We start from the raw sequence: 20,217 nt of genomic DNA, 5'->3' as shown, positions 1-20,217 counted from the left end.
GAGTCCTTCGATGACCACCACCGAAACCCGTCTGCCGGAGGCTGTCACGGCCTTCGTCGACGCGGTCACCCGCGACGCCGACACCGCGTTCCGGGTATTCCGGGAAACCGGAACCGTCACCGGCAACGGCACCGTCAACTTCGTGGAGCGGGTACCCGGCGAGGAGATCGCCGTCGCGCTCAACGCGCCCGGCCCGTGGGCCACCGACCCCACCGTCGAACCCGTCGTCGCCACCTTCGACGGAGAAATACTGTCCGGCAGGGGATCCGCCGGGTTCGTCACCGGCTACGCGAAGGTGTTCCGCGCGCACCCCGAGATCACCTCCGTCGTCCACATCCACACCCCGTGGCTCGGCGGCTGGGCCCAGACCCACCGCACCCTGCCGATCCGCTACGCCGCCTCGCAGCGCCTCACTCTCTCGCGCGAGATCGCGCCGCACATCGACCGCACGATCGGCGCGGGCGACTTCATCCTGGGCCGCCTCGAGGTCGACCCGCACCTGGTCGCGATTTTCGAGGCCAACGGCGGCGCCAATGTGATCGGTCGCGCCGGTCTGCTGGAGCTGGCGAAGTTCGTCGTGCTGCTCGAAGAGGGCGCGCAGTACCAGGCGATCGCCGAAACCCTCGGCGGCTCGGTCGAATTCGATCCCTCGAACCTCGCCGCGCAGTGGCAGCGCAGCGGTCTGGCTGACGAAGCTCGTCGCCTGGGCCTGATCGGAGACGCGCGATGAGCATTCGGGTCGGCTATTTCCCGCACAACAACTCGCTGTTCGTCCTGCGCCACCGCGGGATCCTGGAGCGGTCGCTGCCCGAGGTCGAATGGGTCGACCTGCGCGCTCTGCCGCAGCCCGAGCGCGTCGATCCCGAAACCGCGCTGCCCAGCGAACATTCGGACTGGCTGTTCACCGAGGGCGGCTACGACATCATCGGCACAGGCTTCACCCCGCCGATCACCGCGCTCGCCAACCAGCGCGACATCGTCTATCTGGGTATCTCGGGTCCCCGGGTGGAGAACGGCAGACTGGTCGCGACCGCGGCGAGCGGCATCACCTCCGCCGCGGATCTGAAGGGCAAGCGGGTCGGCATCGCGCACGGCTCGTGGCAGACCACCCTGCTGCTGTTCGCCCTCGATCAGGCCGGTCTCACCTGGGCCGATGTCGAACCGGTCGACGTCGATGTGCGCGGAGGCGGCGCCGCGCTGCTGGCCGGTGAACTCGACGCCTGGGTCGGTACCTACCCCGGCCTGCGGGACGTGGAGGCCGCCACCGAGCTCACCACGCTGGTCGACACCGCCTCGGTGTTCAGCCACCCGTCGCTGTGGTTCACCCGCCGCGACCTGGCTGCAGGCAACCGTGCCGCGGTCGAAGCGGTACTGGCCGCGCTGCAGGAGTCCGATGCCTGGATCGCCGCGAACCCCCGCGAAGCGGCGCGGTATTTCGTCGACGACGCCGAGTCACGCGGCATCCCCGCCGACCTCGACGCCTGGGAAGCAGCGCTGCGCGGCCGCCCGTTCGGCGTGCACCCGGTGAGCGAGGACTTCCTCGACGAGCAGCAGCGCGCCGCCGACCTCCTCGCGGCGAACGGGTTGCTCCCGCGAACGGTCGACGTACGGTCCGCGGTGCTGCCCTGGATCGGTGAGGTCGTCACCGATCAGGCTGCCGCCACCGTCTGAGGAACCGAACGCCGGGACTCCGGGTGATCGGCTCGATCACCCGGAGTCCCGCCTGCCTCAGCTGCCGCGCGACCCGGTGACCCACACCGGCCCGGTGATCAGCCAGATCACAGTGATCACGCCGAGGCTGCCGAAGACCCCTATCAACTGCTCGCGCTGCTCGGCATCGGCGACCGTATAGCTCAACACCACGGTGAGCGCGCCCGCGATGGCGGCCGCACCGAGCCACCGGGAGAAATCGGCCCACTCCTTGCGGGTGCGCTCGGGCCCGTACTTCGGGACCTTCACCGGAACCGGCCCACCGGCGAATCGGTGGGCGAATCGCTCATCGGCCCAACGGATCATCCGGCCACCGAACATCACCGTGCAGCCGAGATAGATCCCGGCGACCCGATGGGCGAAGGTCACCTCGCCACCGCGATGCAGATCGATCGCCACCGCGACCACCAGCACCACATCCAGCACCGGCACCAGCGCCAGCGTCACCGTGCTCGCGCGCGGCAGCCGGATCACATAGCGCAGCAGCAAACCGCCCACCACCAGCACCCAGAAACCGACTTCGCACGCCGCGATCGTCAGCAATACGGGGTTGTTCAGTTCGTCCATTTCCTCACTGTGCCCGCGACACCGGTCCACCGTCGTCCCGCTTCGGGTCGTTGTCCGGTCCGCCTTTCGGGGGACCCGCCGCATGACGGCAGTGTGCTGAAATGGGGCATGCCACCACCGCGCACGCTCCTGAGCAGGCTCGCGGACGTCTTCGACAGCGCGACCGCCGCTGCCGTCGGGGTGTTTCTGGTGGGGCTGCTGCTGTGGGCCGCCGGGGGCTGGGCAGTCGCGGTGGACCGCGACCTGTACCCCCCGCCCGCGAAATTGGCGCTGCTGTGCGCGGCGTTCGCGATCCAGATGACCGCGCAACGCAGGCCCGCCCTCGCCTTCGGACTGATGATCGTCCTGCTGGCCGGTGACTTCGTGTACGGTCCCTCGCTGCCGCTGTGGATCGCGCTGACCGACGTGATCTACCTGGCCGTCAGCACCGGATCGGACCGGCTGGGCGCGGTGGTCGGCTGGTTCTCGCTGACGGTCACCCTCGGTGGATCGCTGCTGGCGCTGGCCGTGGTCGGCCTCAGGGCGGCGCTGTACACCGCTCTGATCGGTGTCGCGCTCACCTGGTCGCCGCTCGGATACGCGCGCGCGGTGCGCGCCTCCCGTCGCACCGTCGACGCCGAACGCGTCGCTGCCCGCGCCGAGCTCACCGCGCGCGACGCCGAACGGTCCGCCGCGATCGGCGAGGAGCGCAGGCGGTTGGCCCGAGACCTGCACGACGCTGTGGCGGGCCACGTCTCCGCCGTGGCGATCCTGGCCGAAGTGGCACAGAAGGATCCCGGCAATATCGCGGTCCTGCGGACCATCCGCTCGGGCAGTCTGGCCGCACTCGAAGAGATGCGAACCACCATCGAACTGCTGACCGCACCCGACGACACCGCGGTCACCACGCGGCTCTCCTCCCTGGACGGCCTGATCGACGCGGCCGAGGCCGCAGGCGGTGCGGTGACCCTGCGACGGCCCGCCGACCTCGAACTGCCCATCGCGGTCGAGGCCGTGGTCACCCGGATCCTGAGCGAGACTCTGACCAACGCGACCAAACACGCACCCGGCGCACCCCTCGACATCGAATTGAGCCGCGATGCGACAAGATTGGTGATGACCGCGACGAATTCGATCCCACCGGGAGCAGCTCAGGGGCAGGGAAACGGATTGCGCAACATGATGTTTCGCGCTGAATCGGTCGACGGCACGATCACCGCGGGCCCACACGACGGGACCTGGCGCGTGTCGGCGCGAATTCCACTGGGGGACAAGTGACAGTGACCGTGCTGGTGGCCGACGATCACGCCACCATCCGAGCGGGCCTGAAAATGCTGCTCGAGGTTTCCGGACAGGTGCGGGTGATCGGGGAAGCGGCCGACGGCGCCGCCGCGGTGCGGCAGGCCCGTGCCCTGAGTCCCGATGTGGTGCTGATGGATGTGCGTATGCCGCGCGTCGACGGGCTGGAAGCCACCGCCGCCGTCGTCGCCGAAACCAGCGCCAAAGTGCTGGTACTCACCACCTTCGCCATCGACGAATACGTCCTCGGCGCGCTCTCGGCCGGTGCGAGCGGATTCTTGCTCAAGTCCGTCGGCGGCGACGACCTGGTCAGTGCCGTGCTGGCGGTGGCCGACGGGGACGCGGTCCTGGACCCGAAGGTGACGCGCGCGGTGATCGCCGCGCTGCCCCGCGTGGCCGACACCCCGCCCCCGCCGGACCTGTCCGCGCTCACCGACCGCGAACGACAGGTGCTCGCCGGCCTCGGCGCCGGTCTGTCCAACATCCAGATCGGCACCCGCCTGCGCATCGGCGAGGCCACGGTGAAGACGCACGTTTCCCGGGTGCTGAGCAAGCTCGGCGTGCAATCGCGCGTACAGGCCGCGGTGATCGCATCGCAGTCCGGTCTCGATCTGCTCTGATTTCGATCGGGGCGAAACCGACGATGTCCCGGTACCGCGTGGGATACCGGGACATCGAGTCGGAACGGGGCTCAGCGTGCAGGATGCGGGTCGGACTGTTCCGGACTGATCCGGCGTGATTCAAACCAATAGGTCAGGAAAACGGTGGCGTAGGAAGCCGCCACCACTGCGGCGGTCACCAAGAGAAACGCGATGAACAAGGGAATCAAGAAAGCCATTGTGCCCTCCTCGCGGTACGGTAGGCGTGCGATGAAGGTGGTGGTCAGCGCCTCGTCGCGCCGAATCTGAACGAGCCCCGCACATTCGATACTAGGGGCACGGCGCGACGCGGGCACGGATCCGCGGCTGTGACTGCGGTCATGGTTTGCGCGGAGTGTCGCCCACGTCACCGATCCGCCCATGAGGTTGAATGTTCAACATATCTGGGTTCTACCGCGTCACGAGTTCTCGACATCGGCTTCACCACGAACAACCGACGAAGGAGCACCGATCGTGAGCATGATCCTGGCCGCAGTGCACGACACCTATGGCATCGTTGTCGCCCAGGTGGGCAATCCCACGCCGGAGGCACCGCCGATGGCCGACAAGGTGATGCAGCTGGGCCGGTATTTCACCTGGATGATCCTGTTGTCCGGCGTCACGGCCATCACCTATGGCGGCGGCCGCTTCGCCTGGGAGAAGTGGAACGGCGGAGGCCTGCAATCGCCGAAGATGATCGCCAGCGCCATGGCGGGCGGCGCGGTCGCCACCAGCGCGGGCACGATAATGAACGCGGTCATCGGGGCCTGAGAACCGTCCCCGCTACTGTCGGGGACGTGCGTATCTTTCTCGCGGGCGCCACGGGCGTCATCGGATCACGGTTGCTGCCGCTACTGGTCGGCGCCGGTCACGAGGTGGCCGGCCTGACCCGTTCCCCGAGTAAAGCGGCAGCCGTCCGTGCGACCGGAGCCGACGCGGTGGTCCACGACGTCTACGACGCCGACGGCCTCACCACCGCGGTGGTCGACTTCGCCCCCGACCTGGTCATGCACCAGCTCACCGACCTCCCCGACGATGTGGCGCGACTGGCCACCTCCGGGGAGGCGAACTCCCGTATCCGCACCGAGGGCACCGCCAATCTGCTCGCGGCCGCCACGGCCGCCGGGGCGAAACGCTTTCTCGCCCAAAGCATCGCCTGGTCACCGCCGGCGGGTCGCGGCGACGCGATCGCGACCCACGAATCCGCCGTGCTCGCCGTGGGCGGCGTAGTGCTGCGATACGGCCAGTTCTACGGTCCGGGAACGTACTACGAGTCGACCCCACCGGCGCATCCCCGCATCCACGTCGACACCGCCGCCGCGCGCACACTCGACCTGCTCGACGCGCAGACCGGCGTCGTGGTCCTCGTCGATCCCGAGTAGAGGCACTGCCCCGGATAGGGAACAGTGAGGGGATGGCTGTTGAAGTAGACACCCTCCACGGCGACGACGATCTGCACGCGGCGGGTGCGCTGTTCCGCGCGGCGATGGTGGGACTGCCACCGCTCCCACCACATCGCGATCACCTGTCCGAACCGGGCCGCACGCTCGGTGTGCGCATCGACGGTCGGTTGGTCGGCACCGCGGAGTCCTACACCAGCTGGCTGGTCGTCCCCGGCGGTGCGCGCGTTGCCCATGCCGCTGTGACGCATGTCGGTGTGCTGCCGACGCACACCCGGCGAGGAGTGCTCACCGCCCTGCTGCGCCGACAGCTCGACGACATCGCCGAGCGGGGCGAAGTGGTGGCCACCCTGCGCGCGTCCGAGGGCTCGATCTACGAGCGTTTCGGCTACGGCGTGGCGAGTTCCTTCGCGCGCCTGGATCTTCGCCGCGGCCGAGCCCGCCTGCGCGACACGGTGCCGCCGTCCGGCCCGGTGCGGTTCGTCGAACCGGCCGACGCGTGGAAGCTGTTCCCGCAGATCTACGCGAGTGCCGCGATCTCGTGGACCGGTGCGATCGATCGTCCCGATTACTGGTGGAAGCTCAAGGAACGTACCGCGGCCGAACCGGTGTACACGGTGACGCACGGTCCGATCGGCGCCGAGGACGGGTTCGCGCGCTACCACCCGGTCGACACCGCGAACTGGTTCACCAGCCGCGAGCGCACGATCGTCGTCGACGATCTCGTGGCGACCACCCCGCAGGCCTACCTCGGTCTGATCCGGCACCTGCTCGCGGTCGATCTCGTCGACAAGGTGACCTTCGCGTTCGCGCCGGTGGACGCGCCGCTGCGGCACCTGTTCGCCGACGAACGCGCGGTCGAGGTCGCCGGGGTGCACGACGAGACCTGGCTGCGACTCGTCGATGTCCCCACCGCGCTGGCCCGCCGCACCTACCGGGACGGACCGCCGGTGATCATCGAGGTCGACGATCCGATCCGCACCGCCAACACCGGCCGGTACCGGATCCACGCGGACGAGATCACCAGGGTCGACGACCCGGCCGATGTCAGCGTCGACGTCGCCACGCTCGGCGCGATCTACCTCGGCGGGTCGACCTGGCGCCAGCTCGCCTTCGCCGGTCGTGTCGTCGAGCACCACGCGGGCGCCGTCGACGCCGCCGACAACCTGTTCGCCACGCCGACACTGCCCTTCAGCGGAACGTTCTTCTGACCGATCCGATTCGTCGGATCAGCGATGAAAGAGCCGATCGGCAGGCGCCAGCGGGCGCAGGGTGTCGGAGATCTGAGCGACCAGTCGCCACGGCCGTTCGAGGTCGGTGGCTGCCTTGCCGCTGGTCAGGATGGCGCCGGAGAGGCCACGGTCGGGATCGGCCCAGCCGTATTGGGTGGTGAGCCCGCTGCGCCCGAAATGGGAACCGGTATCGCGCCCGAATTTCGATCGGCGGGCACCGAGCTCGAATCCCGCGCGGCTGACGCGACCGGCCAGGCCGGGCATGCGCTCGGCGGGGGCGATCGCCGCGCGCAGCGTGGCGGGCCCGATGATTCGTCTTCCATCCAATTCTCCACCGCGCGCGAGGATTTCGTAGAACCGCGACAGTTCGTAGGCGGTGGTGACCAGGTTGCCCGAGGGGAGTTCGGCGGCGAGGAAGGCGTCGTTGGTCGCCTTCGATGCCTTGTCCATATGGCCGCCCAGTGCCTTGTTCGCCAGGAATCGGGCCAACCGCGGTTGCGGCGGACCGGTCTTCACACTGGGTACGACCTTGCCGACATCGGCGGGATCGACGCCGAAGTTGTTCCAGCGGAAGCCGAACGGTGTGAGCACCTGGTCGGCGAGGTGCTCGCGCATCCGCTTGCCGGTGGCTCGTTGGACGAGCAGTCGTTGGATCAGTCCGCTGGTCAACGCGTGGTAGACGCGGAAACGCCCGGGCGGCCAGCTCGGCACGAGATCGGTGAGGGCGGCGAGGGCGAGTTCCTCGTCGAGGACCGCGGCGGTTCCGCTGTGCGGTGCGGTGATGAACGGAATACCCGCCGAATGCGACAGCACATCGCCGATGGTGATCACGCCCTTGCGGTGGGCGGCGAACTCGGGAATATAGTCGGCCACAGGGTCTTTCAGTGCGAAAGCGCCCTGCTCGATGAGCATGAACATCACCGTGGCGGCGACGCCCTTCGCGGTGGAGAACCCGCAGAACGGTGTTTGCGGTGTCGCCGGGATCAGCTCGGCGTCGGGACCGTCGCTCGGGGCGTTGCCCCACCCGTGACCGATGGTCCGATTGAGCACGATCGCACCGTTGCGTCGCAGACACACCTGAATGGCCGGTGTCGTGCCCATCGCGTACCACGTGCGCACCGACGCCCAGATCGCCTCGACGTCGGCACGCGACGACCCGGCATCGGCCGGGTCGTCCTCGTGGCCGACCGTGGTCACCGCGTCCAGATCCTCGGTAACCTTCACCAACGTGGCTGGAAGTGCACTCATCGGGCCAGCCTACCGACGGCGAGCTGTGATAATCCTGAGCGCGCTGCCCGCTGATCGGTGACACAGCGTCGTCGACGGGCCCGCGAACTCCGGGCTGTGACGACCGGGATCGGAGGTCGCGCACGCCCGACCATCGGAGTTCTCGGTCGCGTGCGGGCGCTGTGTTCCGGACCCGACGCCGCCCGCCCGGAGCAGCGACGATCGCGCCGCATCCGCGCTGTGGCAACGCCGCGACGAGTTGCTGATCACGCCTTGGCCTCGGCCAGTGCCGCGTCGACACGAACAGCGTCGACCGGGTCGCGACCTGCGGCGGTCACCGCGCGGCGGGCATAGGCACGGACGTCGGCGTCGGGATCGGCGATCGCCGACTCGAGCGCGTCGAGGGCGGCGGCACTGCTCGGCCAGGTGGACAGGGCCAGGACCGCCGCCTTGCGCACATCGAGGTGACGGTCGGTGAGCGCCTCGCTCAACGGCGCCACGCCCTTCTCCGGGGTCGAACCCGCCAGCCCGCGCGCCGCGCCGACACGCACCTGCCAGGCGGAATGTCGCAGTGCCGCACCGAGTTCGGCGGCGTCCTCGTCGGCGGTGCCCAGCGCGGCATACGCGGTGAGCGCGGCAGCGCGGACCAGCGGATCGGGATCGCCGGCGAGCACGCGGATCACCTCGACACCGCCGTCACCGATCGAGGCGAGCCCGTGCGCGACCGCGATGCGCACCTCACGGTTGACATCGCCCGCGATCGAGGACACCGCGTCGGCGTCGTCGAGCGAGACCAGTGCGCGCACCGCCTCGATCCTGACCCTGTGATCGGTATCACCCAGTGCCGCAAGGTAATCCGGTGCCGATCCGGCCCGCAGCGCACGAAGCAGATCGACGACGGTCGCGCGAACCAGGGGATCGGGGGAGCCCAGATGCTCGCCCAGAGCACCGGCACCCGCGAGCACCTCGACCAGTTCCCGCAGACTCTCGGTGGCCGCGCGGCGCACCGAGGCTGCCTCATCGTCTAGCGCCCGCACCAATTCCTCGGCGAATCCGTCGGGGGTGTTCTCGGTGAGCACCGACAGCGCCGCGACGCGCACCACCGGATCGGGATCGGTCAGGTAGCTCGAAACATCCTCGATCGCAGGGGAATCCAGTGCGAGCAGGGTGACCAGCCGCGGCGAGGACGGCGATACCGGTGCGACCTCGTCGCGCACGGGGGCCTCGCGCTGTGGCGCCCGCGTCCCGACCAGTTCGGGCTGGGCGATCACCTCGACGATCGACTCGGCCGAGGGCACATCGTCGAGACCGGGCACCGGCACCAGATACGGCGCCACCGAGCGCTTGACGAATTCCATCGCCCCGTCGACCGTCTTGCGCAGGTTCAGATGGAAGTTCCACGACTCGTCGTCACGCTCGGGCAGATCGGCGCGATCGTGATAGAGACCCCACCGCGACTCGGTGCGGGTCAGCGAACTGCGCGAGGCCATTTCGGCGCAATCGCGGATGAACTGCACCTCGACGGCCCGCATCAGTTCGTGCGGAGTCTGCGCGCCGATGCCGTCGACTTCGGCGCGCATCCGCTCGAAGGTCTCGACGGCGATCGAGAGCTTGGCCGCCGTCTTCGGGGGCGCCACATAGTCGTTCACGAACCGGCGCAGCTTGTATTCGACCTGTGGCTGCGGCGGTCCCTCGGGCTGACGCAACGGCCGGTAGATCAGTTCGTGGGCTTCGGCGAGCTGGTCCTCGGGCAGGTCGGCCGGTGCGTCGAGCCGGTCCAGCGTCGACGCCGCGTGGGCGCCGGCCAGATCGCCGTAGACGAACGCGCCGATCATGTAGTTGTGGGGCACGCACGCCAGGTCGCCTGCCGCGTACAGGCCGGGCACCGTGGTCCGCGCGTTCTCGTCCACCCACACCCCGGACGCGGAATGTCCACCACACAAACCGATCTCGGAGATGTGCATCTCGATATCGTGCGTGCGGTAGTCGTGTCCGCGATTGGCGTGGAAGGTTCCTCGGGTGGGGCGCTCGGTGGTGTGCAGGATCGATTCGAGCGTCGACAGCGTCTCGTCGGGCAGGTGCGAGACCTTGAGATAGATGGGCCCGCGCGCGGATTCGATCTCCTGCTTCACCTCGGCCATCATCTGACCGGACCAGTAGTCGGAGTCGACGAAACGCTCCCCCTCGGCGTTGACCTGATAGCCGCCGAACGGGTTGGCCACATACGCGCAGGCAGGACCGTTGTAGTCCTTGATCAACGGGTTGATCTGGAAGCACTCGATACCGGAGAGCTCCGCACCGGCGTGGTAGGCCATCGAATAGCCGTCACCGGCGTTGGTGGGGTTCTCGTAGGTGCCGTACAGATAGCCCGACGCGGGCAGGCCGAGCCGACCACACGGGCCCGTCGCCAGAATCACCGCTTTCGCGGCCACCTCGACGAATTCGCCGGTGCGCGTGTTCAACGCGGCCGCACCCACCGCACGTCCGTCGGCGGTGAGCACCCGCACCGGCATCAGCCGGTTCTCGATGCGGATCTTCTCGCGCATCTTCCGTTGGCGCAGTACGCGATAGAGCGCCTTCTTCACGTCCTTGCCCTCGGGCATCGGCAGCACATACGACCCCGACCGATGCACCCGGCGCACCGCGTACTCGCCGTACTCGTCCTTCTCGAACTTCACCCCGTACCGCTCGAGCCGCTGCACCATCGCGAAACCCCGTGTGGCCGTTTGGTACACGGTGCGCTGGTCGACGATGCCGTCGTTGGCGCGGGTGATCTCGGCGACGTAGTCCTCCGGTTCGGCCTTACCCGGGATAACGGCGTTGTTCACACCGTCCATGCCCATGGCCAGCGCACCGGAATGCCGCACATGTGCCTTCTCGAGCAGCAGCACGTTCGCGCCGGACTCGGCGGCGGTGAGCGCGGCCATGGTGCCCGCGGTGCCACCACCGATGACGAGCACATCGCAGTCGAGACGGATACGGTCGGACAGTTCGGGAATGTTCACAGAGACTCCAGAATTCGGGCCCGCAGGGCGCTCCGGTCCACCGGTTCGCGCGGGTCGGGTACCTCGACGACCGCGCGCAGCGAACCAGCGCCGAGTACGGCGATCCGATCGCCGAGCAGCAGGGCTTCGTCGAGGTCGTGGGTGACGAAAACGATCGTGGTCGGGTGCGCGCGCCAGGTTTCGACGAGCAGTCGCTGCATCTCCGCACGGGTCTGGCTGTCGAGCGCGCCGAAGGGCTCGTCCATGAGCACCGCGCGCGGCGAGCCCGCCAGGCTGCGGGCGAGCTGAACTCGCTGGCGCATCCCGCCGGACAGATCGCGCGGTAGATAGTCGGCGTAGCCGCTGAGCCCGACCTCGTCGAGCCAGCGTTGCGAACGTTGCGCCCGCTCGGTGCGCGACACTCCCCGAAGGCGCAGCGCCAGATCGATATTGGCGCGCGCGGTGCGCCACGGAAGCAGCGCGTCGTCCTGGAACACCAGTGCGCGGTCGGCCGAGGGGCCGGTCACGGTGTCCTCGTCGGCGCGGATCACCCCGGCGGCGGGCTTGCGCAGTCCGGCGATGGCGCGCAACAACGTTGACTTGCCACAGCCGGATTTGCCGACCAGGACCAGGATCTCGCCCGCCGCGACGGTCAGATCGAATTCGCGCACAACAGTTTTGGGGCCGTAGCTGATACGAACGGCCTCGAGGCTCAAACGCATGCCGACGGAGACGGTCGGCGTGGCGGTGGTCGTGGTCATCGGGAAAGCTCCAAGGAAACCCCCGGATTTATCCGTGGGGAGGAATGGGAGTGCCTTTCAAGCGTCTTTGTGGTTCTCGACATAGCGTTTCACTGCCTCCAGGGTTGCGCCGCCGACAGTGGCGACGAAGTACGAATTGGTCCACAGGGTGGGCAGACTCGCGAGGATCGGCCCTTGATCTGCTTGACCCGCCGGTGAATCCCGAACTCCGGATCACACGAGACGAGCAGTTGCACATGGTCGGGCATGGTTTCCAGCTCGATGATGGGGGCTGTATAACTTTTGGTGTGGAGGAAGTAGTGCGCTACACCTACCGTCTGCGCCCCGGCGCGCACGCGGCGCGCGCGCTCGAATCCGAATGGCATCGTTGCCGATTCCTGTGGAACGAAGCCGTCCATCAGCGGCGTGAGGGCGGTAAACCCAACTTCTCGCGCCTGTCGAAGATGCTCACCGAAGCGCGCGCCCGCACCACATGGTTGCGTGAGGGATCGCAGGTCGCCCAACAGCAGACGCTGCGCACCTACTCTCGAGCGCTGGACCAGTCGTTCAAGGTGAAGGGCCGCGGCCTGCCGGTCGTGAAGTCCCGCAAGAAGGCTCTGCCGTCGCTGGAATACACGACGCGCGGGTTCGGTATCAGCGGTGGTCGTTTGACCCTGCCGAAAGGCGTCAGCATCCCCGTGGTGTGGTCGCGGGAACTGCCCTGCGCACCAACCTCGGTCCGCGTCTACCGAGACAGCCTCGGCCACTGGTACGCCTCGTTCGTCGTACGCCGATCGGTCGACGCGCTTCCTGTCGCGACCGGCAGTATCGGGATCGACTGGGGTATAACCACGACCGCGACCACAACCGACCCCGACCATGATCTGCCGTATCTCGGGCATCGGAAGCGGTGCGCCGCCGAACTCGCGCGTGCTCAGCGGAAGATGGCCCGCCACCGTCGGCCGAAGGGGCAGGCGCAGAGCAACGGCTACCGGCAGGCTCGGCATGAAGCCGCCCGCTTGCACAAGAAGGCGGCCAGGCAGAACACTCACACCGCGCGGGTATGGGCTCGCCGTGTCGTCGCCGACTATCACACCATTGCGGTGGAGGACTTCAAGCCGAAGTTCCTTGCCCGTTCCACGATGGCGCGGAAAGCGGCGGACGCTGCGATCGGTGCCGCGAAACGAGAGTTGATCGAACGTGCTACGCGGGCGGGGCGAAGGTTGGTGTTGGTTCCGCCCGCTTACACCACGATGACCTGCGCGAGCTGTGGAGCGAGAGCCAAGCAGCGGCTTGCGTTGGATGTACGGATCTTCTGTTGCGGGGACTGTGGGCACGCCGCAGACCGTGACCGGAACGCCGCCGCTGTAATCCTGGCGGCCACGGTAGAACTCGACCGTGTCAGTGTTGACGACGTAAGACATTGTTGGCCTCCTTTCGGGGCGGTTGATGGTGCGGTCCGAGCTGGAAATCCCCCGGATTTATCCGTGAGGAAGGGTTAAGAGGCAACCTCTCGCGGCAGCCAGCGGGTCACCCGACGGCCTGCCAGTTCGACGATTCCGGAGGTGAGGAAACCGAGTACACCGATGGTGATCATCCCGACGAACACGGCCGGGTAGTCGACGATGGTGTAGGACTGCCAGGTGCGGTAGCCGATGCCGAGGCGCCCGGAGATCATCTCCGCGGAGATCAGGCAGATCCAGGCCACGCCCATGCCCACCGACAGCCCGCTGAACACACCGGGCAGGATGCCGGGCACGACGACCCGGGTCAGCACCTCCCGCCGCGAGGCGCCCAGCGTGCGGATGGCGTCCTCCCAGATGGTCGGCAGCGCCCGCGTCGCATGCCTGGTACTCACCAGCACCGGGAACAGCGACGCGGTGAAAGTGATGAACACGATGCCGGATTCGTCACTGGGGAACAGCAGGATCGCCACCGGCACCAGCGCGATCGCCGGAATCGGTCGGATCAGCTCGGCCAGCGAACCGAATACATCGGCCAGCAGTCGCGACCGACCGAGCCCGATGCCCGCCAGCACCCCGACGACCGCGGCCAGGCCGAATCCGGTGACGATCCGGATCAGCGACTGCGCCACATCGAGGTAGTACTGGCCGGTCCCGAGATGTTCACCGAACTCGGCGACGATCTCGGTCACCGTCGGCAGCGTGTCGAAGCGCAGCCCCGCGCGCACATTGCCCGCGGTGAGCAGCTGCCACAGACCGACGGCCGCGGCCACCGAGACGACTCGGATCACCCGCGACACCCACACCGATCTGGTGGGAGCGGTGTCGGCGCGCAGCGCGGCGGTATCGGTGCTGTCGACACCGGTCCCGGTCGGGGCGGACAGCCCGGAAACCGTGCTCATCCGCGGACTTCCGTGACGGCCTGCTCATAGGAGACCGGCGCGGCGGCGGGATGGGTACCGCGATAGCGGTCGGCCGCGGCCTGTGTGGTGAACGGCAGGAACTGCGTGCCCTTGCGCAACCAGATGGCCTTGTCGGCGAACCAGCGAGTACCCAGTTCGGCATCGGGGATATACACCGCGCGAATCGTCTTGCCCTGCGCCTTCGCCGCCTGCACCGCCCGCAACAGGCAGCCGGGGTTCGCGGCGGGTCGGGGCTTGTCGGCGCCGTCGACCCAGACCTCGCCGGCCAGTGCCGGATCGCTCACCGCCACAGCGCAGATCGGATCGGTCCCGGTCACCTTGCTCGGGTTGACCCTCGACGCCAGTGCGGTGTCGTAGTCCGTACGGCCGGTCTCGGCGAACGCATTGCGCAGCGGCGCGTCCTGGACAAAGGCGTCGATGTCGAGATCGGCGAAATCGCCGATCGACTTCAGGTAGTTCACGTCGTCCTTGAACGCCGCGATCAGGTTCGCCTTGAGCGTGGTGTCGAAACTGGTACCTCCGGGGCCGTTGTAGAGATAGACGACCTCTTGCGGCAGGCCCGACCCCTTGGCGACGAGATCGGCTGCTTCGAAAGGCTTCTCGTTGAGGAACGTGGTCGCGTCCAGCTGCGCCGCGAGGAAGGCCTGCAACACCTCCGGGTGGTCGGCCGCGTAGGTCCGGCGCGCCACCACGCCGTGGAAGGTCGGCACATTCAGTTCTGCGCCGTCGTAGAGCAGCTTGGCCTTGTTCTGCTGCACGAGCAGACCCGGCCACGCCACGAACTGCGACAGTGCGCCCACCTGATGCGATTCCAGCGCGGACGCCCCGACCTGCGGCTGCTGGTTGAGCACCTCCACACCCTTGGCCGGGTCGATTCCGGCCCGGCTCAGCGCCTGCACCAGGGTGCCGTGGCCCGCCGAACCCACGCTGGCCGAGATCTTCTGCCCGGCCAGATCGGTCAGCGATCGAGCAGGTGAATCATTGGGCACCACCACCATGTTCAGTGCGCCCTTGGGGTTGTAGCCGGTGATCGACACCAGCTCGGTGCGTGCGCGTTCATTGGCCTGCGTGCGAGAGCCGTTGATCAGCAACGGGTAATCGCCCATGGAGCCGATGTCGATCTTCTCGGCCACCATCTGGGCGGTGATCGGCGCGCCGGTGTCATAGTCCTGCCACTCCACCTGGTACTTCGCACCACCACCGTCGGTGATCTTCTGCAGCCGCTGCTCCAGGTACCCCTGCGCTCTCAGCAGGGTGCCCGCGGTGACGGTATTGATGGTCTTGGACTGGTAGCCGATGACGACCTTGACGGTGCCCGCCGGTGCGGCGTCGGTACTTTCGAGCGAGCAGCCCGCCGCGGCGAGCGCGAGAGCCAGTGCGACAGGGGCGAATCGAGTGATCTTCATGCGTGGAGTTCCCGGTTTTCAGCGGAGCAGATAGGGCATGTTGACGGTGACGGCGCCGGTGGGGCAGCGCGCCGCGCACGGCCCGCAGTACCAGCACTCGTCGACGTGCATGTAGGCCTTGCCCGAATCGTCGTGGATGGCAAGGGAATCGAGCGGACACATGTCGACGCAGAGGGTGCAGCCGGTGATGCACAGCGATTCGTCGATCGTCACCGGGACGTCGGCGCGCTGGGGGACCAATGCCATTACAGGACCTTCCATTCGGGGGTGCTGCGGGTGAGGCTGCCGCGCATGGTGATGCGGTCACCGCGCATGCGGATGTATTCGAGATCGACGGGTCGGCCGTCGTCGAGGTGGGTGAGTCGTTCGAGCATGAGCAGCGGCGCACCGGCCGGGGTATCGAGCGTGGTCGCGGTATGTGGATCGGCGGCGACGGCTTCGAGTGCGAGATCGGCGGCGCCCAGCGACTGGCCGGTGATCTGTTCGAGCAGCACGAACACGTCGGTGGTCTCGAGATCGTGGGTGAGCAGCTCGGTGCCGATATCGGGCGCGAGGTAGGTGAGGTCGAGGCTCAGCGGCAGATCGGCGAGAAACCGCAGGCGTTCGATGTAGACGACTTTGTCGCCGGGCGCCAGCTCGAGCCGGCGCGCGACGGCCGGGGGAGCGGTGATCGTGGTGGCCGCACGGACCTCGTTGCGGACGGTGCCGTGTCCTTTGAGGGTCTCCTGCAGGCCGAGCAGGGCGTCGAGGCCGTGGTCGAACTTGCGGGCGGCGACCCGGGTGCCGAGTTTCGGGGCGCGATCGATGAGCCCCTCGTCGCGCAGCAACGCCAGCGCTTCGCGCACAGTGTTGCGGGAGGTGGCGTGCTCGGCGGCGAGTTCCTGCTCGCCGGGCACCGTGCCCACCACCGCGCCCGCCAGGATCTGGTGACGCAGGATATCGGCGACCCGGCGCGCCCGATCGGCGCGCTGACCGCGAATCGGGGTGGGCTCGGAAGCCCCTGTTTTCTCGCTGACCTGCATGAACAGCGACGATAGCGGCGATTTCGCGGCACTCGGCCGGTCGCGATTGCGGCGTGAATTCAGGGGATGTTTCTACGCCGGGTGGCGGTTCGCGCGACCTGCGGGTATCGGCGGCGAAACCGCTATTGCGCCACCTCGTGGCGCGCGGCCGACATTGCGATCACGTCGATCGCAATGTCGGCGCGGGGCTCATGGCTGGCCGGGATTGAGCACGATGAACAGCCCCTTGGCCTCGGCGCATAAGCGGTCGTCGTCGTGCATCGTCGCCCGTAGGTACACCTTGCGGCCCTCGACTCGCTCGGTCCACGCGCGCACCGTCAGTTCGCGATTGAGCGGGGTGATGGAGCGGTAATCGAGGGTGAGCGAGGCCGTACGGGTCACCGACTTGGTGGCCAGCGCGGCGGTCATGCCGATGATGTCGTCGAAAGCGAGGGCGATGTGCCCACCGTGGGCTGCGTTGTTGCCGCCCAGGTGGAAGCTGCGGAAGGTGACCTTCGCGGTGACGCCGCCGCTGTCACCGCTGACCACCGTGTACGGCGGCAGGGTGATGTTGCCGCGCGCGGGCAGGTCGGTGCGGGTCCAGCTGGGCGAGGACCACTCGTCCACCACTGCCTCGTCGAGGCGGGCATTGAGCTGCTCGAGGGTCGCGATGGCCTCTTTGGCGAGCTCGTCGGACGGGTTCACCAGCCGCGCGCGGTCCATCAGCATGCGGACCTGTTCGATCAGCTCGCCGTAGTGCGGCCCGCCCACCGGGTTGTCGGCGCCGCGGTTCTTGCGCGCCTGGATCAGCTCGGCGACCGGCCGGAATCCACCTTCGTGATGCTTCTCGTCCGGGAGCGAGTTGCCGACCTGTGTATCGTCCATATGCAACACGTTATCGCTGCCGAGCTGGATGTTCGCGCCGGGGATCGGTGTCAGGTCAACTAGGCTGGGTCCCGATCACCGAGTAGGTCCTACGGACCGGAGCGTCGGCGCACCACCGGTGGTGCCCCCTCCGGGTGAGCGGCGAAAGGCTGAGCGCATGGGTATCGCGGCGGTTGTGTTCGACATGGATGGCGTGCTGATCGATTCCGAACCCATCTGGGAACAGGTCAGGCACGATTATGTGGTCCTCAAAGGTGGCCGGTGGCAACCGGATTCGCAGAAGAAGATGATGGGGATGAACACCCTCGAGTGGTCGTCGTATCTGGCCGACGATCTCGGTGTGGCCGAACCGTCCGACAAGGTGGCAGCCGACGTCATCGATCTGATGGCCGACCGATACGCCCATCACGTCCCGCTGTTGCCCGGCGCGGTCGAGGCGGTCCAGCGGTGCGCGGGAAGCTGGAAACTCGGCCTGGCCAGCTCTTCGCCTGCCACGGTGATCGATCTGGTGCTCGCGAAGTCCGGCCTGCTCGACCTGTTCACCACGGTGCTGTCCACCGAGGAGGTCGGACGCGGCAAGCCTGCACCCGATGTCTATCTGACCGTCGCGCAGCGTCTCGGTGTGGACCCGAAAGACTGTACGGCCGTGGAGGATTCGACCAACGGTCTGCTCTCCGCGCACGGCGCCGGGATGCGTCTGATCGCGGCGCCGCGCCCGGAATTCCCGCCGCGGCCCGATGTGCTCGACCTGGCCGACGCGGTCATCGGTGATCTCGATCAGCTCACCGCCGACGTTGTGACCGGGACCGCCTGACTCAGTAGCTGCCGGTGACGCCGTCGATCCGCTCGCGCAGCAGGTCGGCGTGGCCGTTGTGGCGGGCGTATTCCTCGATCATGTGCAGGTACACCCAGCGCAGGGTGTAGTCGTCGCTGCGCCACGGAACGTGGAACACATGGTCGAGGGAGAGGTCGGCGACGGCGGCGTCACAGGCGGCGACCTCGGCGTGGAAGGCGGCGAAGACTTCCTCTGCGGGCAGAGACGCGAGGTTGTCGAAATCGGCGTCGGGCTCGTCGTCGGTGCTGTAAACCGGTTCGAGTTCCTGGCCCGCCGCGGACAGCCGGAACCAGCCCCGCTCCACTTCGGTGAGATGGCGGACCAGCCCGAGCAGCGACAGCGTCGACGGCTCCACCGACCGCGTGGCGAGCTGTTCGCCATCGAGTCCACCGCATTTGCCGAGCAACGTCTGGCGGTGAAAGTCCAACCAGGACTGCAACATCGCCCGTTCGTCAGCGCCTACCAGGGTCCTGGTGGGCTCGAGTTCGGGTGCTTTCCACGTCATCGAGGCGAGGCTACCCGCCGCCCTATCGCGGTGCAGCTCGATTTCAAGTGTCGCGTCACCGATTCAGCGGTCCGCCCGCTCGAAGCCCTCGCTGATCCGGCACACTGGCCCGATGGGTGACCAACGCGACGACCAGCCCGAAGTCGTAGTCCACGTCGGTGACGGTTCCGACGCGCCGCACCCCGTCGACCCCGCCCGGCCGGGTCTCACCGCTACCGATCCCGCGCCCGAACACCCCTTCCTCTTGCTCACCCGGACCCCCACCGACCACATCCAGGCCCGTTACCTCCCCGATGGCACCTACGAACTCGAACACACCACCGGCCCCACCAACCGCCACCTGTTCACCAGTGACGCCCTCCTGGTCCGCGACATCGTCTGGTCCTGGGTCCAACGCGACACCTGGTGGTCCGACACCGTCGCCTGGACCACCGTCGATCCCGCCATCGCCGAACTCCACGCTCTGCACACCGAACTCACCGACATGCTCGACGGCATCTCCCTGATGGACTCGGTCACCGACGAACTGGACCAGGCCCTGGCCCGCGCCGACGAACTCCTCGACGCCGACTTCGATTTCGACCTCGGTGACCAGTAGGCCGGCCACGGCCGTGCATCCTGACGTGGCCGAGGCGCGAAATCTCATCAGCGCTCTGGGACTGCACATTTCAGCCGCCGTTCCCGAAGTGGACAACGCCGAGTACGGTGCGGTCATCTCGGATGTGGGTGGTGGTGCGGTCAGGTTCCGGGTGGGCAAGCAGACCCCGACGAAGGTCGGTTTGTTCGTTTCCGTGTGGCAGCGTGCCGAGGACGGTTCGACGGAGCCTTTCGCGGCCGAGGACGGCGTCGATCTGCTGGTGATCACCGCCCGCACCGGACCGCGGTTCGGGCAGTTCGTGTTTCCCGAGAGCGCACTTGTCGAACACGGGATCGTGTCGGTCGCCGGTCGTGGCGGCAAGCGCGGATTCCGGGTCTACCCACCGTGGTCGCAGACAGCGAACGCACAGGCGCGACGCTCGCAGAAGTGGCAGTGTGGCTACTTCCTCGACCTCGAAGAGATGGATTCGCCGACCGCGCGGAATCTGTACGAACCGGTGTACCTGCCCTCTGGCTCATCGCACAACGGCGAGAAGCGCTGAGGTGAATTACAGTGGCGCCGTGGGGATTACCGAATACGGTCCGGGCGATGTCGTGTATTTCCCGGCGGGCCCGTTCAGCGGCATCTGCGGTGTCGTCCGGGAGGTCGACGCGCGGCGGGCACAGCTGCGCATCGAATTCGGGGAGGGGACCGTCCACCGGGAAGGCAATGTCCTGCGGGAGCGGCGGCACAAGCTGACAGTCGGATTCGACGAGGTCGAGTTGGTGTAGCGACTCGGAGTTCGTCTTGCGGCGCCTGCTGGCGGTGGGCGATGATGCGCCCAGC

The 20,217-nt window shown here is 67.8% G+C and carries 23 protein-coding genes and 1 pseudogene; 12 read left to right on the top strand and 12 right to left on the bottom strand.

Features of this window, described 5'->3' with window-relative positions; translation table 11 throughout:
* Positions 1 to 10: 10 nt before the first annotated feature.
* Together NS1_RS03590 and NS1_RS03585 are read left to right on the top strand one after the other, a co-directional pair.
* Entirely contained in the window at positions 11 to 730 is a 720-nt protein-coding gene (locus NS1_RS03590; RefSeq protein WP_062981599.1) for a class II aldolase/adducin family protein, read from the top strand.
* On the top strand, positions 727 to 1,671 hold the full coding sequence (locus NS1_RS03585) for an ABC transporter substrate-binding protein (protein WP_062981597.1): 945 nt from the start codon (positions 727 to 729) through the stop codon (positions 1,669 to 1,671). The genes NS1_RS03590 and NS1_RS03585 overlap by 4 nt, the downstream gene beginning before the upstream one ends.
* A 57-nt stretch (positions 1,672 to 1,728) precedes the next feature.
* On the opposite strand, the gene NS1_RS03580 is transcribed toward NS1_RS03585, so the two are convergent.
* Positions 1,729 to 2,277 carry a hypothetical protein gene (locus NS1_RS03580; RefSeq protein WP_062981595.1) on the bottom strand — a complete coding sequence of 183 codons (549 nt, stop codon included), beginning with the start codon at positions 2,275 to 2,277 and terminating at the stop codon, positions 1,729 to 1,731.
* Positions 2,278 to 2,385: 108 nt separating this feature from the next.
* On the opposite strand from NS1_RS03580, the gene NS1_RS03575 reads away from it, so the two are divergent.
* Together NS1_RS03575 and NS1_RS03570 are read left to right on the top strand one after the other, a co-directional pair.
* A complete protein-coding gene (locus NS1_RS03575; protein ID WP_062981744.1) occupies positions 2,386 to 3,534 on the top strand; it encodes a sensor histidine kinase in 1,149 nt (382 codons plus the stop codon).
* Positions 3,531 to 4,175, top strand: coding sequence for a response regulator (locus NS1_RS03570; RefSeq protein WP_062981593.1), 645 nt, complete (start codon positions 3,531 to 3,533; stop codon positions 4,173 to 4,175). The genes NS1_RS03575 and NS1_RS03570 overlap by 4 nt, the downstream gene beginning before the upstream one ends.
* A 71-nt stretch (positions 4,176 to 4,246) precedes the next feature.
* Here NS1_RS03570 and NS1_RS39825 read toward each other — a convergent pair whose 3' ends face one another.
* Entirely contained in the window at positions 4,247 to 4,393 is a 147-nt protein-coding gene (locus NS1_RS39825) for a hypothetical protein (protein ID WP_156677475.1), read from the bottom strand.
* Between the two features lie 280 nt (positions 4,394 to 4,673).
* Between NS1_RS39825 and NS1_RS03560 the strand changes: the two genes are divergently transcribed.
* Genes NS1_RS03560 through NS1_RS03550 form a run of 3 tightly spaced genes read left to right on the top strand, consistent with a single transcriptional unit; the run spans position 4,674 to position 6,804 of the window.
* Positions 4,674 to 4,964, top strand: a complete 291-nt coding sequence (locus NS1_RS03560; RefSeq protein WP_174555379.1) for a hypothetical protein — start codon at positions 4,674 to 4,676, stop codon at positions 4,962 to 4,964.
* 26 nt (positions 4,965 to 4,990) lie between these two features.
* Entirely contained in the window at positions 4,991 to 5,575 is a 585-nt protein-coding gene (locus NS1_RS03555) for an NAD-dependent epimerase/dehydratase family protein (protein WP_062981589.1), read from the top strand.
* 32 nt (positions 5,576 to 5,607) lie between these two features.
* Positions 5,608 to 6,804 (top strand): GNAT family N-acetyltransferase, encoded by a 1,197-nt coding sequence (locus NS1_RS03550; RefSeq protein WP_062981587.1) that lies wholly within the window; start codon positions 5,608 to 5,610, stop codon positions 6,802 to 6,804.
* An 18-nt stretch (positions 6,805 to 6,822) separates the two neighbouring features.
* On the opposite strand, the gene NS1_RS03545 is transcribed toward NS1_RS03550, so the two are convergent.
* The 4 genes and pseudogenes from NS1_RS03545 to tnpA form a co-directional block, all read right to left on the bottom strand.
* Positions 6,823 to 8,073, bottom strand: a complete 1,251-nt coding sequence (locus NS1_RS03545; RefSeq protein WP_062981585.1) for a serine hydrolase — start codon at positions 8,071 to 8,073, stop codon at positions 6,823 to 6,825.
* A gap of 245 nt (positions 8,074 to 8,318) precedes the next feature.
* Entirely contained in the window at positions 8,319 to 11,057 is a 2,739-nt protein-coding gene (locus NS1_RS03540; protein WP_062981583.1) for a fumarate reductase/succinate dehydrogenase flavoprotein subunit, read from the bottom strand.
* Positions 11,054 to 11,797 carry an ABC transporter ATP-binding protein gene (locus tag NS1_RS03535; RefSeq protein WP_062981581.1) on the bottom strand — a complete coding sequence of 248 codons (744 nt, stop codon included), beginning with the start codon at positions 11,795 to 11,797 and terminating at the stop codon, positions 11,054 to 11,056. Before NS1_RS03535 ends, NS1_RS03540 begins: the two co-directional genes overlap by 4 nt.
* A gap of 57 nt (positions 11,798 to 11,854) precedes the next feature.
* Positions 11,855 to 12,063: pseudogene (gene tnpA / locus NS1_RS38805) on the bottom strand (IS200/IS605 family transposase); the annotation flags it as partial.
* On the opposite strand from tnpA, the gene NS1_RS03530 reads away from it, so the two are divergent.
* A complete protein-coding gene (locus tag NS1_RS03530; protein ID WP_062981742.1) occupies positions 12,034 to 13,278 on the top strand; it encodes an RNA-guided endonuclease InsQ/TnpB family protein in 1,245 nt (414 codons plus the stop codon). The pseudogene tnpA and the gene NS1_RS03530 sit on opposite strands and share 30 nt — an antisense overlap.
* Here NS1_RS03530 and NS1_RS03525 read toward each other — a convergent pair.
* The 5 genes from NS1_RS03525 to NS1_RS03505 form a co-directional block, all read right to left on the bottom strand.
* Positions 13,275 to 14,141 carry an ABC transporter permease gene (locus tag NS1_RS03525; RefSeq protein WP_062981579.1) on the bottom strand — a complete coding sequence of 289 codons (867 nt, stop codon included), beginning with the start codon at positions 14,139 to 14,141 and terminating at the stop codon, positions 13,275 to 13,277. The genes NS1_RS03530 and NS1_RS03525 overlap by 4 nt on opposite strands.
* Positions 14,138 to 15,568: an ABC transporter substrate-binding protein gene (locus NS1_RS03520; RefSeq protein WP_062981577.1), complete on the bottom strand. Its 1,431-nt coding sequence runs from the start codon at positions 15,566 to 15,568 to the stop codon at positions 14,138 to 14,140. The genes NS1_RS03525 and NS1_RS03520 overlap by 4 nt, the downstream gene beginning before the upstream one ends.
* Before the next feature lie 18 nt (positions 15,569 to 15,586).
* Complete coding sequence (locus tag NS1_RS03515) at positions 15,587 to 15,814, bottom strand: 4Fe-4S dicluster domain-containing protein (RefSeq protein WP_056816936.1); 228 nt, start codon at positions 15,812 to 15,814, stop codon at positions 15,587 to 15,589.
* Entirely contained in the window at positions 15,814 to 16,590 is a 777-nt protein-coding gene (locus NS1_RS03510; protein WP_062981574.1) for a GntR family transcriptional regulator, read from the bottom strand. The genes NS1_RS03515 and NS1_RS03510 overlap by 1 nt, the downstream gene beginning before the upstream one ends.
* Before the next feature lie 189 nt (positions 16,591 to 16,779).
* Positions 16,780 to 17,454 (bottom strand): PaaI family thioesterase, encoded by a 675-nt coding sequence (locus NS1_RS03505; protein ID WP_062981572.1) that lies wholly within the window; start codon positions 17,452 to 17,454, stop codon positions 16,780 to 16,782.
* 157 nt (positions 17,455 to 17,611) lie between these two features.
* On the opposite strand from NS1_RS03505, the gene NS1_RS03500 reads away from it, so the two are divergent.
* Positions 17,612 to 18,268, top strand: coding sequence for an HAD family hydrolase (locus NS1_RS03500; RefSeq protein ID WP_062981569.1), 657 nt, complete (start codon positions 17,612 to 17,614; stop codon positions 18,266 to 18,268).
* A gap of 1 nt (position 18,269) precedes the next feature.
* Here the strand turns inward: NS1_RS03500 and NS1_RS03495 are convergent, their stop codons facing one another.
* Complete coding sequence (locus NS1_RS03495; RefSeq protein WP_062981568.1) at positions 18,270 to 18,794, bottom strand: DinB family protein; 525 nt, start codon at positions 18,792 to 18,794, stop codon at positions 18,270 to 18,272.
* A gap of 112 nt (positions 18,795 to 18,906) precedes the next feature.
* On the opposite strand from NS1_RS03495, the gene NS1_RS03490 reads away from it, so the two are divergent.
* Genes NS1_RS03490 through NS1_RS03480 form a run of 3 tightly spaced genes read left to right on the top strand, consistent with a single transcriptional unit; the run spans position 18,907 to position 20,162 of the window.
* Positions 18,907 to 19,392 (top strand): hypothetical protein, encoded by a 486-nt coding sequence (locus NS1_RS03490; protein WP_062981566.1) that lies wholly within the window; start codon positions 18,907 to 18,909, stop codon positions 19,390 to 19,392.
* Positions 19,382 to 19,933 (top strand): MepB family protein, encoded by a 552-nt coding sequence (locus NS1_RS03485; protein ID WP_084503432.1) that lies wholly within the window; start codon positions 19,382 to 19,384, stop codon positions 19,931 to 19,933. The genes NS1_RS03490 and NS1_RS03485 overlap by 11 nt, the downstream gene beginning before the upstream one ends.
* Before the next feature lie 19 nt (positions 19,934 to 19,952).
* Entirely contained in the window at positions 19,953 to 20,162 is a 210-nt protein-coding gene (locus NS1_RS03480; RefSeq protein WP_056817280.1) for a hypothetical protein, read from the top strand.
* Positions 20,163 to 20,217: the final 55 nt, after the last annotated feature.

Source organism: Nocardia salmonicida NBRC 13393, from assembly GCF_001613085.1.
GTDB classification, from domain to species: Bacteria; Actinomycetota; Actinomycetes; order Mycobacteriales; family Mycobacteriaceae; genus Nocardia; species Nocardia salmonicida.
The sequence above is the reverse complement of the archived record's forward strand: the minus strand, read 5'-3'. Positions and strand labels throughout refer to the sequence as shown.